The sequence below is a fragment of the Croceifilum oryzae genome, from assembly GCF_030814315.1.
Lineage (GTDB): Bacteria > Bacillota > Bacilli > Thermoactinomycetales > Thermoactinomycetaceae > Baia > Baia oryzae.
Map to the genome: position 1 here is coordinate 206,126 of NZ_JAUSUV010000007.1, position 13,451 is coordinate 219,576.

14 protein-coding genes are annotated in these 13,451 nt (G+C 39.5%); 13 read left to right on the top strand and 1 reads right to left on the bottom strand.

Annotated features, from left to right (window positions below):
* Nucleotide 1 precedes the first annotated feature (1 nt).
* The 9 genes from J2Z48_RS09685 to J2Z48_RS09725 all read left to right on the top strand — a co-directional run bounded on the left by J2Z48_RS09685 (nucleotide 2) and on the right by J2Z48_RS09725 (nucleotide 9,119).
* Nucleotides 2–313: a DUF1292 domain-containing protein gene (locus J2Z48_RS09685; protein ID WP_307253020.1), complete on the top strand. Its 312-nt coding sequence runs from the start codon at nucleotides 2–4 to the stop codon at nucleotides 311–313.
* Between the two features lie 6 nt (nucleotides 314–319).
* Nucleotides 320–577 (top strand): DUF1292 domain-containing protein, encoded by a 258-nt coding sequence (locus J2Z48_RS09690; RefSeq protein ID WP_307253022.1) that lies wholly within the window; start codon nucleotides 320–322, stop codon nucleotides 575–577.
* A 129-nt stretch (nucleotides 578–706) separates the two neighbouring features.
* A complete protein-coding gene (mltG, locus tag J2Z48_RS09695) occupies nucleotides 707–1,759 on the top strand; it encodes an endolytic transglycosylase MltG (protein ID WP_307253028.1) in 1,053 nt (350 codons plus the stop codon).
* Between the two features lie 551 nt (nucleotides 1,760–2,310).
* On the top strand, nucleotides 2,311–3,357 hold the full coding sequence (gene mltG, locus J2Z48_RS09700) for an endolytic transglycosylase MltG (RefSeq protein ID WP_307253029.1): 1,047 nt from the start codon (nucleotides 2,311–2,313) through the stop codon (nucleotides 3,355–3,357).
* Between the two features lie 128 nt (nucleotides 3,358–3,485).
* Nucleotides 3,486–4,943, top strand: a complete 1,458-nt coding sequence (locus J2Z48_RS09705; RefSeq protein WP_307253032.1) for a sensor histidine kinase — start codon at nucleotides 3,486–3,488, stop codon at nucleotides 4,941–4,943.
* A complete protein-coding gene (locus J2Z48_RS09710; RefSeq protein ID WP_307253034.1) occupies nucleotides 4,921–5,607 on the top strand; it encodes a response regulator transcription factor in 687 nt (228 codons plus the stop codon). Before J2Z48_RS09705 ends, J2Z48_RS09710 begins: the two co-directional genes overlap by 23 nt.
* Before the next feature lie 134 nt (nucleotides 5,608–5,741).
* A complete protein-coding gene (locus tag J2Z48_RS09715) occupies nucleotides 5,742–6,689 on the top strand; it encodes a DUF4822 domain-containing protein (protein WP_307253037.1) in 948 nt (315 codons plus the stop codon).
* 136 nt (nucleotides 6,690–6,825) lie between these two features.
* A complete protein-coding gene (locus tag J2Z48_RS09720; RefSeq protein ID WP_307253040.1) occupies nucleotides 6,826–8,709 on the top strand; it encodes a peptidoglycan D,D-transpeptidase FtsI family protein in 1,884 nt (627 codons plus the stop codon).
* Between the two features lie 158 nt (nucleotides 8,710–8,867).
* Nucleotides 8,868–9,119, top strand: coding sequence for a hypothetical protein (locus J2Z48_RS09725; protein ID WP_307253042.1), 252 nt, complete (start codon nucleotides 8,868–8,870; stop codon nucleotides 9,117–9,119).
* A 52-nt stretch (nucleotides 9,120–9,171) separates the two neighbouring features.
* Here the strand turns inward: J2Z48_RS09725 and J2Z48_RS09730 are convergent, their stop codons facing one another.
* Nucleotides 9,172–9,909, bottom strand: a complete 738-nt coding sequence (locus J2Z48_RS09730; RefSeq protein ID WP_307253044.1) for a sulfotransferase family 2 domain-containing protein — start codon at nucleotides 9,907–9,909, stop codon at nucleotides 9,172–9,174.
* Between the two features lie 109 nt (nucleotides 9,910–10,018).
* Between J2Z48_RS09730 and J2Z48_RS09735 the strand changes: the two genes are divergently transcribed.
* The 4 genes from J2Z48_RS09735 to J2Z48_RS09750 all read left to right on the top strand — a co-directional run bounded on the left by J2Z48_RS09735 (nucleotide 10,019) and on the right by J2Z48_RS09750 (nucleotide 13,138).
* On the top strand, nucleotides 10,019–10,288 hold the full coding sequence (locus tag J2Z48_RS09735; protein WP_307253046.1) for a hypothetical protein: 270 nt from the start codon (nucleotides 10,019–10,021) through the stop codon (nucleotides 10,286–10,288).
* Between the two features lie 103 nt (nucleotides 10,289–10,391).
* Nucleotides 10,392–10,676, top strand: a complete 285-nt coding sequence (locus J2Z48_RS09740; RefSeq protein WP_307253048.1) for a hypothetical protein — start codon at nucleotides 10,392–10,394, stop codon at nucleotides 10,674–10,676.
* A gap of 88 nt (nucleotides 10,677–10,764) precedes the next feature.
* Nucleotides 10,765–11,451 carry a DUF975 family protein gene (locus J2Z48_RS09745; protein ID WP_307253050.1) on the top strand — a complete coding sequence of 229 codons (687 nt, stop codon included), beginning with the start codon at nucleotides 10,765–10,767 and terminating at the stop codon, nucleotides 11,449–11,451.
* A 4-nt stretch (nucleotides 11,452–11,455) separates the two neighbouring features.
* The gene (locus J2Z48_RS09750; RefSeq protein WP_307253052.1) at nucleotides 11,456–13,138 is read left to right on the top strand and encodes a phospho-sugar mutase; all 1,683 of its coding nucleotides are present in this window, start codon (nucleotides 11,456–11,458) and stop codon (nucleotides 13,136–13,138) included.
* Nucleotides 13,139–13,451 lie beyond the last annotated feature (313 nt).

Here is a 13,451-nt window from a genome sequence, read left to right on the forward strand (position 1 = left end):
CATGTCAGATCAAGAACAACCGATTGTATTAGGAGATAATGAGGATTTTATTCCCATCATTACAGAAGATGGCGAAGAGCTATTATGCGAAAAGATCCTAGAGCATGAAAATCCAGAAACAGGCCGCAGATATGTATTTCTCGTTCCTGTAAGTGAATCAGATGATGATGAAGTACAAGACGTGTTTCCATTTCGTTATTTAGAGTCAGAAGATGGCTTTGAACTACAAGCTTTAGAGACAGATGAAGAGTGGGACGAAGTAGAAGAAGTTTTTAATACATTAATGGATGCTCTTCCGGAAGACGAAGACTAAGCCTCCATGTTTCAATCATTTCACGGGGAAAAATATGGATATCCTTTTCAGCGTTCGGAGATGGAGACTGAGCACTATCGGCGGCTTCATCAATTTGAACATGAAGACCAAACTTATTACATCTTACATCGGCAACACGACCCTACTGATGATGTGTATCTTTTTCGAATGGATCAAGATCAATTGACTGAGATTCATGATGTAACGGAATGGGAAAATGTTGCAAATTATATAGATGATCAATATTTCCAGAAGCTACTCTAAAGAAATGTAAAAAAGCCCTTTCCTGAATTACAAGTTCAGGAGGGGGCTTTTTGAAATCCTCGTTTTTTTATGGTGATAATATGTTAATATAGAAAAATACCGAACAGGCCCTATCGAGAGGAGAATTTGATGAGGTGGGTTAAAGGAGTTATTTTTACTATTCTATTAGTAATTGGATTTGTAACAGTAGGCTATTTCTATATTGACTATACATTGCAGAGTCCAAAACGTGATCAAGAAGTTGTAATTGAGGTTCCTGAGGATACGTCGTTGAAGCAAATTGGTCAAATATTGAAACAAAAAAACTTAATTCGAGATGATACATTCTTTCGGTACTATACATTTTTCCGGAGCAAAACGAATCTCATTGCAGGGACGTATATTATTCAACCATCCGATGACATAGATAAAATTATTAGTAAGATTTCAGCTGGAAAGCAAGACCTCGTGACGATCGAGGTTCCAAATGGATTTGATGTGGAAAAAATTGCTCTTCGCTTGAGTAGTAAGCTAAATATTAAAAAGGAAGATTTCTACAAAGAGGTAAATCGGAAAGAGCCGAGAACCAACATTGAAAAGGAAATCCCGACCAAGCCAGGGCGTGCTTACAAACTTGAAGGTTATCTGATGCCAGCGAAGTATGAGTTTAAAAAAGGCGCAACCGCACAAGAAGTTGTCGATCAAATGCTAAATCGATTTGAGAAGGAATTAGGAAAACTGGATTACAAAAACCAGTTGCAAGAGAAAAAGTTATCTTTAGACGACTGGGTGACAAAAGCGTCTCTCGTGGTAAAAGAAGCTGCAGTGGATAAAGAATATCCGATTATTGCAGGTGTCATCGAGAATCGATTGACTGATACGAAACATGTGTGGAAACTACAGATCGATGCTGCTATCATCTATGCATGGGCGCTACAAGGCGAGAAAAAGGAAAGACTACTGAACAAAGACCTAAAGATTGATAGCCCATATAACATTTATGAAAACAAAGGACTCCCCGTAGGACCCATCGCCAATCCAGGAGTGAAAGCACTAACGGCTGTACTAAACCCTGAGAAGTCTAAGTACTTCTTCTACGTTGCTAAAAATGACGGCTCAAATGAACACTACTTTAGCGAAACCGAAGCAGAACATAAAAAATTCATCGACACGTCGAAAGAAAACGCTAAAAAGCAACAGTGATGAAGAAAAACTGGCCATGAAGGCACCTCCTGCTGTTAGATGCAGAAATGAAATCTAACTGCAGGAGGTGCCTTCTTATTTTTCACTAATCCTTTACTATATAAGCAAATTGAAATGTACTAGGGGCAATGGTTCTGACCACTGTGATGTTAGTAAGCCTACCTAGCCCAGTTCTTCGTAGCCAGGGCGTTGTGTGGCAATGTCTGGCGTTCTTTGTGAGTTTTGCCACTTACCTTTTGCTACTAAGGACGGGGAGGACTTGCTTTTCACGCCCTTGTGGCTTACTATTTGAGCTGTGGTCAGAACGATTGCCCAGGTACTTGGAAACTAGATCAACTCAAGAATTAATTTAGCTAACTCAACATCCTTGTCTAAAACACTACTATTTTTGTTCATACTGTTCATATATACAAACTACATAGTACAAATATTGATTAAAATTCATAACAAACATGTCAAACTATCCGGGAAACCTCTAATACTTAGATAATTAAATCTATGCTAATATTAGATGATATTAATTCGAAACAAGGTTGGAAAGGGAGTACCTAATGAAATGGCTACCGAATATTGGTTATACACTTCTATTAATCATCGGATTTACTCTAGTTGGATATTTCTACGTTGACTACACCCTTCAATCTCCTACCCGAACAGGAGAGACTGTGGTTGAGATTCCGCCCGAAAGCTCCGTAAAGGCTGTAGGAAGTATTCTAGAGAAGCAAAAAATCATTCGTGATGATCGCTTTTTTCGCTATTATGCAAAGTGGAAAGGGAAAACGAATATCATGGCTGGATCGTATGCAATTGGAAAAGAGGAAAACATAGATGGAATTCTCACTATCCTCACCTCTGGAAAAGAAAATACAACAAAAGTGACGATTGTCGAGGGTTCTACAGCGATCGAAATAGCGGAAACCTTACATAAGCAGATAGGTACGAACAAGGAAGAATTTTTAAAGGAAGTAAATCGTACGAATGGGAAATTTGTTTTTGAAAAACAGATCCCAGCGAAACCTGAGATTAAGTATAAATTAGAAGGTTACTTATTTCCGAGCACCTATCAATTTCACAAGGAAGATTCTCCTCAAAAAATCGTAGACACGATGCTCAGCAGATTTGAAAAGGAAATGAAAGAATTAAATGTAACCACGGCTACCGCTACCGCGTCTGAACCAAATGGAAAGCCCTTACATGAGCTAGTTACGTTTGCTTCAATCCTAGAGCGGGAAGGTCAGCGGAAAGACGAACTGCCTAAGATTGCTGGAGTAATCGAAAATCGACTTACAAAGCGTATGAAGCTTCAGGTAGATGCGAGTGTGGTTTATGCGATTCAAATAGACACAGGTAAGAAATTAACACAGGTGATGAAAGCAGATTACAAATATTCATCTCCCTATAATACATACGAAATTCAAGGATTTCCCCCGGCCCCGATTGGAAGCCCAGGAGCAAATGCGTATCGAGCGGCACTTTCCCCTGAAAAACATGACTATCTTTATTATGTATTGAAAGAAGATGGCACAGGGTACCATGATTTTACCGTTAATTATCAAGACCACCTAAAAGCAGATCAAAAAGCGAAGTCTCGAAGATAAATGTGAAAAACAACTATGGAAATGGCCATAGTTGTTTTTGTATCATAATTTTGATTAGAAATATGATATGATGACCAAATTACAAGTGATTAAATAAAAATTTTAATAAATAAGAGTGAGTGAACAAAATGTCTATTAAAATGAGGTTTCTCCTGTCCTATGTTGGGGTGATCTTTTTTTCGATCATATTACTTTTGATTGCCGGTTTTTTAATCATCTTTGCCATAACAGGTGATGCAAAATCGATTGAATCTCTGTATAAAAAAACATATGTACAAAAACCTTTGACTACAGAAGAAGAGAGTGTTTTTCTCGATTTAAAGCTTTTGGCTAAGAATGATTCAAAGCAACTTTTGAATCAGAATGAGATGAAGAGCTTTGAACAAGAAGATATTCAGATTGTGGTTAGAAAAGGAACAAAAGTCGAGTATGCCTCTCTAAGCCTTGACAGGCAGGTGTTAGATGCATCCCTTCCGAGGTTTGAAAAAACAAACATCAATACGCGAGATACCATTAAAATGAACAATACTTTTTTTACATATGTGAAGTTTGATTTCTATTTTCCAGACCAAAAGGAAGGTAGTATTTTTGTATTGAGAAAGGCAAGCTCTTATACTGAATTGATTCGGGAATTCTTCCCCATTTTATCTGGTCTATTGCTCATTTTATTTATCATGATTATTGGTATAGTAAACTATTTTGTTTCTAGAAGTATTATTAAACCGATATATCATCTAAAAAAAGCTGCTGAAAAGATTACATCAGGAGATCTAGACTTCGCTATCAAGGCTACTTCACAAGATGAGATAGGGCAATTAAATCAAGCATTTGAGGAAATGCGAAGTAGATTAAAGGAGTCAGTCAACCTTCAGATTCAGTATGAAGAAAATCGAAAAGAGCTTCTATCCAACATTTCACATGATCTAAAAACACCAATGACTTCTATTATTGGTTATGTGGAGGGGATCAAAGATGGTGTAGCAAATACACCGGAGAAGATGGAGAAATATGTATCGACGGTGTATGTAAAGGCAAAAGATATGGATTCATTGATCGACGAACTGTTTTTGTTTTCGAAATTGGATCTGAAGAAGGAGCCTTTTCATTTTGAAACGGTTGAGCTACATAGTTATCTGGGAGACTACATAGAAAACCTGTATTTGGATCAAGGCATACGTATGGAGTTTCATCCTTTCGATCAATCTATCTATGTGACAGCAGATCGGGAGAAACTAAAAAGAGTATTAGCAAATGTAATCAGTAATTGTGTGAAGTACATGGATAAGGAAGAGAAAAACATTTCTATTTCGCTATATGAGCGGATGGAGGATGTAGTGGTACAGATAACAGATAATGGAAAAGGAATAGAACCAGTGGCTCTACCGTTTATTTTTGAACGTTTTTACCGCGCAGAGCAATCGAGAAATTCACAGACAGGGGGAAGTGGGTTAGGTCTGGCGATTGCTAAGCAAATTATCATAGAACATGGCGGAGAGATCTGGGCTACAAGTGAGGTTGGAAAAGGGACAAGTATATGCTTTTCGTTAAAGAAGGTGACAAGAAATGAAGGAGATATTATTGATTGAGGATGATATTAGTATCGCTGAGTTACAAAGAGATTATTTAGAGATAAATAATTTTCATGTTGATATGGAACATACAGGTGATGCGGGGCTTCAACGAGCATTAGGAAGGGACTATGACTTGATCATCCTAGACATCATGCTCCCAGGATCAAATGGATTTGAGATATGTAAAAAATTGCGCTCTGTCACAGATATACCTATTTTGCTTGTATCTGCTAAAAAGGAAGATATCGATAAAATTCGTGGGTTTGGATTAGGTGCGGATGATTATATTACCAAACCCTTTAGCCCAAGTGAACTGGTAGCTAGGGTGAAGGCACATATCATGCGCTATGACCGTTTATCTGGAAAAGATACTCATTCCAATACAATTTCGATTCATGGAATTACAATTGATCGATCCGCTCGAAAGGTTTATCTGAATGAAGAGGAAGTTCCCTTTACGACAAAAGAATTTGATTTAATCGTGTTTTTTGTAATGAATCCAAATCAAGTATTAAGCAAAGAGCAGATTTATCAACGGGTGTGGGGATTGGATTCTGCTGCAGATGTTTCTACCGTAACGGTCCATATTCGAAAATTACGTGAGAAGATTGAAAGAGATGCTTCTGACCCAACGTTCTTGGAAACAGTGTGGGGAGCCGGATACCGCTTTAATGTTTAGAACCCGTCGCAATGTGGCGGGTTTTATTAATTTTTTTTAAGAAGCATTTTAGATGGAGTTTAGATTTATGTACTAACATATGGACTAACCCGTCAGAATATAACGGATCATCATAAAAAGAGGAGACTTACAATATGAAAAAGACAATCGTAACCGTACTAGTTGGATTTTCCTTAGTAGTAACAGGGTGTGGTGTTGCTAGTTCTAGCACATCCGATCAGGGAAAACAGAATCAGGAACAGGTTGTTCAAAAAAATGAGCGATCTAAAGGGCAGGAAATGGCTAACATCCTAGGGAGTACAAACTGGCAAGGTACGAAAGTATATGACAAAGATCATAACGATCTAACCAAAGAGAACGCAAATTTGATTGGACTTGCGAAATATGAATCCACATCAGGAAGATATGAATTTTTCGATGCGAAGACAGGAAAGAGTCGTGATGATAAGGGAATATTTTTTGTTACAAACGATGGGCAGAAAAGAATTTTAATTTCAGAGTCAAAAAATTATCAAGCTGTTGTGGACCTAACAAAGTTGGATAAAACGATCTTTACGTACAAAAGAATGGGAAAAGATGCGAAAGGAAATGATGTAGAAGTTTTCGTTGATCATATTCCTTATAAAGGAAAAGAGCTTTCTTTTACCGATCCAGATAAGCAATGGAACAAGACTACTGGAGACATCGAGAAGGGTATGGATGGAGATAACATTTTAGGTAGTACCCTTTGGAATGGAACCAAGGTCCTTGATGAAGCAGGTAATGATGTAACCAAGTATAATTCGATGTTTATCAGCCTAGCTAAATTCGATAGCCAGACGAGCCAATATGAGTTTTTTAATCTTGAAACGGGCCAAAGCCGCAAAGATTTCGGTTACTTTGATGTTTTGCATGATAACAAAATCAGGGCCCATGCCTCCCTTGGCGATAAGAAATATGGTGCTGTTCTGGAGATTACTGAACTAAACCCAAACAAATTTACGTATAAGAGAATGGGTAAAGACAAAGATGGTAAGGAGATTACCGTGCTTGTCGAGCATGAAGCTTACAAAGGTAAATTAAGCCCGTCATTTACCCAGTAGACAACCTCTTATTTTGAAGGAAATGGATCTTACCCCCGTTTCCTTTTTTCTACTAACCAGGTCCTCCCCTACTTGATTTCGTATAACCTTCAAAATTTTTGTCCAAGATGGTAATAAGAATGAGGAGGGGAGATGTTTGACCAAACGAACGAAATGGATTCCCATTTTATTTGTACTCTTGTTTTCACTCATCATTGCTAGGCTCTATCAGATTCAAGTGGTTTCTACACGTGCTTTTTCCTCTGGAAAAGTGGATCTCATCGCCCTCGCAGAACAAACGCAATCACGTGAAATTTTGCTGGATAGCGGCAGAGGTGTGATCTTGGATCGAAGAGGAGTGCCACTTGTGGGGAAAGATGAGTATCAACTGCTCGTTTTCCCGCAAAGTAAACAACAATGGGATCTACGGCAAGATTCTTTTCAGCAATTAAGTAGCTTATTAGATGTTCCACTTACTTCCCTACAGCCTTATTTAGAGGGCATCAAGCAGCCTGCGCTTCTCGCACGCTTGGATAAAAAGGCGATTCAAATTACTCCAGAGCGTGCCAAACAGATCAATGATCTGCAAATTCCTGGATTACAGGCAGTCATGACAGATCAACGATATAGCTCCGATTATGTTGGGAGTTCGATTATCGGAAGGATTGGACGAAGCAGACATTTGCTTGAAAATCGATATGCGAAGCAGGTGGAAGATGGTACTTTTTCACCTCAGTCTAGGGTGGGGTTAAGCGGATTGGAATCTTCCTTTGAGGTTTTCTTACACAGTGAAAAGGAAAATATCAAAACCTATGTGAAAGATGGCCAAGGAAGGGCTTTAACAGGTAGTGCGTTACGTTGGAAAGAGCAATTAGCTTCTGAACAGGGTCAGTACATGATTCAGAGTACGATTGATTATGAAATTCAAGCAAAGGTTGAGCAATTTTTAGCGGATGAGAAGGTAGAAGATGGAGCTGTAGTCGTTCAGGATATTTCGACGGGGGATTTGGTCGCATTGGGCAGTATCCCTACGAATGGAGTGAAGACGAAGACAGGGGATTCTCCTTGGGAAAATAGGGCTTGGTTAGAGGCTAATCCTGGTTCTATCTTTAAAATTGTTACAGCTACAGCGGCTCTAGAGGAAGGAATCGTTAAACCTAATACTCCGATTACCTGTTCTGGAATATTGGAACCGTATCATTTGAAAGATGCAAGTAACAAGGCACATGGAAAGCAGTCATTTACCAGTCAATTTGCGGATTCATGTAACATTACTCTTGGGCAGTTAGGAGAAAAGCTGGGAGGAAGTAAGCTTCAATCCTATGCAGAAAACTTTGGGCTTGGTCGAACGATTACATGGCAAGGGCAAACCTCATTTGATGCCGATTTTGAGCAAATCGAACAAGAACGACCAGGGAAAATATACGATCCACGAACACCAAAGACAGATAAGGCAGCTGCTGTTTATACGAGTATTGGTCAACAGGATACAAAGATTACTCCGATCCAAGCGGCCAACATGGTTACAGCTCTTTTCCATAAAGGGAGAGCCATTCGTCCTCGGATCGTCACAGAAGTTCGAGATCAATCTGGGAAAGCGGTTGCCACGTTTCCGAATACATATCTCCCTACTACTAAACAACTAAAGGATAGTAGTTTGCAGGCAGTCAGACAGATGATGAGAGCCGTTGTGACCGAAGGTACGGCTGCATCAGTGCGACAAGCGAAATGGGCTTTAGCTGGGAAGACCGGAACAGCCCAGATTGGTGAATCCAAGCTGTATGACAAATGGATGGTGGGCTTTGGACCGTATCAAACACCGATCTATTCCGTAGCGGTATTATTACGACAGGAGCCGGATTCCAATGATCCACGGGCGATTCGTATCTTTCAAAAGGTGATGGACTTTTTATACGACTACGAGAAACAAAAAGCGCAAGACCAGAAAGATCAAAAGAAAAATCCTGTATCAGACAACAATAAGAAGGAAACGAAAAAAGATTCACCAAATGGTAAGCCTAAAAATACTAGTATTCGTTGAATTCTTAGGTATATAATATGATTCTATTATGTATTTAATGTGTTGTTATGTAATGTGCAGGGAACTATTAAGTAGTTGTATATAAATCGCTTGTTTTGTTGCATTCCGGAGATTAGAATGATGAAAGATGGATTGATATAAAGGAGCGAACGTATTTTATGAAAGTAACACTTAATCTTAGCAAGGCAGAATTAGATTTAATTGAAGAAGCGATTCTCCAATATCAAAATCTATTGCACAACGCCAAGACACAGAGCAGAATGGTGGAAAATGAGTTGCACCTGTGTCAGCGCGTAATGGATGAGTTTGGAATTGAAGAGGAAAGAGAAGATGGACAAGAGCATGCGGCAACGCAAGATCCGCTCGCATCGATGGACTTAGATGGTTCATCTTACCCATTTTCTCGATAAACAATGAAGCCAAACACCTCAAAAACGGAGGGTTTGGCTTTTTTATCTTTCTTTAATCTTGCATTTTGATAAAACTCCGTAGCTCTTTTTTTTCAGATTGAGAAAGCGATTTTATTTTTTGGTGTAGTTGTAATTTACAAGTTTCGTATAGGTGATAATCTAATTCATTCATACTGCGAATATGATTTGTGAGTTGTTCGCTGATGTCAGGCCTTTTGGGGCGCTTTTTGGTTACGTTTTCTTTTGAGTAGTGAGTTTGTTTCCATCCCTGTAATTGATTTAACAAAAACACGGACTGTGGATACATCTCAGTAATACCAACGAAGGCAAAATGATCGTTGAGATTGTTCATGGCTAATGTGAGGTCAGGATCATTTTGTCCAGATAGGAACCTAGTTTGGTGATTATGAAGAGGGGCTGAGATCCGAGGGTCTTGACTGGTAACGAACTCTTCTAGGGACATTTTTTTCACTTTATGATGCAAACCATTGGTAGGCATCGAGCAAATGAAATAATAGGTGGAGATCACTCGGCTTACAGGATCCCGTAGCATGGTTATATAACGATAAGATCGATGAAAATGTTGATGAACCCCATAGCGACAATGTCCATATACCCATCTGAAATTTTCCTTTTGTTTAGAGGTGAGACTACGAATCATTTTTTCTTGATTCTGGTGCAGAGGATATCGATAAATTTGGTTAGAAGGAACGTTGCTGTCGATAATGCCCCGCATGGTAATACCGCCTGTTTTGGGGATGTGAGCAAAGATCCAGAGTGGTTTCTTCATGGTCGATTCTCCTTTCAAAGCCCCTACAAATCTCTTTAATATACTATGAAATTGATGTGTTACTGGTTCGCGGAATTAAGACTATTTTCGAAAAGAATGAGGGTTAATGATGAATAAAGATCAAGAAATCCAAAAATTTATCACTCAATTACAAGTGGGAGAGCCGGTTCAAGTGTTGACCCATGATAGAGAGCAATATGTACGAGTAGAACGCATATTTGAAGGATGGATTATCGATTATCGAAGTGAACGGACCATCTATCGCAGAGTGGAAGAAGCGATTCAATTTTTAGCTGAAATATGGAATACAGACTTAAAAGAAGTTATCCATTTGCAGTATGCAGGGCTAGAAGAAATTGAGGATTTAGGGGAATTTTAAAGGATAAAAGCGAAATCTCTCTCATACAGTATTTAGGAGTGTGGGAGAGGAGTGGAGCGGGTTGCTTTTTTTGGTGATTTGTCAAGCAGTAGGAGGGACTCTTGTGGCTTTAAGCTGGATCCCGCAAGTGTTACAAGCTATAAGAGGGAAAACAGCCCATCAAGTAGATTTGAAGCCTCTTTCCCTTCTTTTTGTGGGGTCATTATTAGTGGAGCTTTATAGTGCTTTTTTGGCCTTGCAAGGGGAAGCGGTTACTCTATTTGTGACAAATACGATTCAATTAATCGTAGTAACTACTTTAATTAGTATCGTATTTTGGGCTGTGCCAGCTGATCAACCAGCGAAGGTCGTCAGTATAAAAGAAAAGCGTATTTCAAGGACTTCCTGAATAAGGAAGTTTTTATTTTTATCATATATTCCTAAATTTGTAAATAAAGTATTACCTATAAATAGATTGATTGTATTAGGAGGAATGGATGATAATGGGCTTCAAAGAGTTAAAGCAACAAGCTAGACAAAGCCTTCAAGGGAATTGGAAGAAAGCAATTATTGTTGCGGCACTTGCTACAATTTTATCAGCACTACCCAGTTGGATTGAGATGATGGTTCGTCCAGAAGATTACTTTGATCCGACCTATGCAGTTGATTATATGAGTATGTTTCAGCCTAGTTCGTTTGGTGTATTTTCCTTCCTCTGGTATTTGTTGATCCCAGGAGCGGTTATGTTAGGCTTGGCTAGTTTTTTCCTACATTTAATCCGTAAAAATAGTGCCACAGAAACAGACGTGTTTGAGTTCTTTACCAATCTGCCTAAATTTGGTCAGAGTGTTCTTTATAATGTGTTGATTACAGTGTACGTGTTTTTATGGTGCTTATTATTAGTTATTCCAGGCATAGTGAAATCGATTGCCTATGCGATGACTCCGTATATTCTGCAAGATCATCCAGAATATAGTGTTAATCAAGCAATTAGGAAAAGCGATCAAATGATGATGGGGTACAAATGGCAGTTTTTCGTACTCCAGTTAAGTTTCTTAGGGTGGATTTTACTAGCGATCTGTACCTTTGGGATCGGACTTTTGTGGGTATTGCCCTATATCCAGGCTACCAATACACATTTTTATGAACAGAGAAAAAATGAGAATGAAGTAGTAAAGGGATGATCATATGAACTATCTTGACTTGTACCATCATTGGCTTCGTTTTGATGGTTTGGACTCAATACTGAAAGAAGAGTTACAGCAAATCCAGGAGCATGAGCTTGAGATTCAGGAGCGCTTTTCGCAATCATTATCGTTTGGGACAGCGGGGATTCGAGGGATCATAGGAGCCGGGACGAATCGAATGAATGTCTATACGGTTCGTAAGCTGGCTCATGGGCTTGGAGAGTGGTTGCATCATGAGAATCTAGCGGAAAAGGGCGTTGCGATCGGTTATGACACGAGGCATTGTTCGGTAGAATTTGCCGGGGAAGTGGCTAAGGTACTTCTTCATCACGGAGTCAAAGTATATTTATTTAAGCAGATTTGTCCATCACCGGAGTTGTCGTTTGCTGTTCGTTATCATGAGGCGGCTGCGGGTATCATGGTGACAGCAAGCCATAATCCTCCTAATTACAACGGCATTAAAGTATACGGAGCAGACGGTGCACAAATTTCTCCTCATATTACGAATCAGATACTCGAGAATATTAGCCGAATATCGGATGAATTTATGATCCCAGTTGCAGATCTTTCAGAAGCAGAGGCGAGCGGTTCGCTCGTATGGCTAGGATCTGAGATCGACCAAACTTATTATAAAAATATTGCATCGTTGGCCTTCCAGACGAATGATCAAAATAAATATTTTCGCATTGTATATTCACCGCTTCATGGAACAGGACGACTTCCTATTGAATCGGTTCTCAGTCAGAGAGGGTTTGAGCATGTATTCGTTGTTCCAGAGCAGGCAGACCCAGATCCTAACTTTTCGACCGTGAAATCGCCTAATCCAGAGGATCCAGCATCATTTCAATTAGCAATCGCTTACGCCAATGAACAACAAGCAGATCTCGTCCTCGTAACAGATCCGGATGCGGATCGAATCGGGATTGCGATCCGTGATGAAAACAATCAATTTGTTCATCTTACTGGGAATCAAATAGGGGCCTTATTGCTCTACTATCTCTTATCACAACGTTTAGAACGAGGAGAATTACCTTCCAATGGAGCGATGGTCAAATCGATTGTATCTTCCGATCTTGGAGAGTCTATCGCCTCACACTTTGGGGTAAAGACGCAGAATACACTAACCGGCTTTCGGTATATCGGAGAGTTTATTCAGAAATGGAAACAAACGGGTGAGTATAAGTTTTTATTTGGATATGAAGAGAGCTATGGTTATCTCATCGGAGACTTCTGTCGAGACAAAGATGCTACTCAAGCATGTTTATTGCTGGCTGAGTTAGGAGCTTACTATCAAAAACAAGGAATGCCTATTCATCAAGTCCTAGATACGATTTATAAAGAGTTCGGATACTTCCAAGAGACGCAGATCTCGGTTACATTAGAGGGGCTTGAGGGGAGTAAACAACTAAAAGAAATCATGATCCGTACCCGAAGTAATCCACCATCACATGTAGCAGGCATTGCCGTTTGTAGCATTCAAGACTATTTACAAGGAGTAGAAGGGTTCCCTAAAGCAGATGTTTTAAAGTATCTTCTCGAAGACGGTTCTTGGTTCGCTATCCGTCCATCTGGAACTGAGCCAAAGATGAAATGCTATGTAGGAGTGAAGGGAAGTAGTTCTACTAAGGCAGAGGAGAAAAAGATAGCGATAAAAGAGTATTTAGCGGATTGGTTAGGGTTTTAGGGGTGTGGGTTGTTGATATTGGATGATCGAGGGCCGGATATCTGTTCGATCACTGCTCGGTCGCTAACATCGTTGTAATCGAACAGAATATCCTTTCCCACTATCGCTACCCGAATCGACAAGTCTGATTAAGTATTGGGAGAAGAAGAGAGGTTATGATGCATACTCCATCTAACGCAACTTTTGCACTCAATTATAGTCAATCTCTTGAGAAAATCTCTATCCATCTTCCGAAAGAGTACACCCACTTCAAACGTTAGTTAAGTGTGTGGTGAATTTCGATTCGGCGTTAGCCGAAAGGCATTTAGTTCTA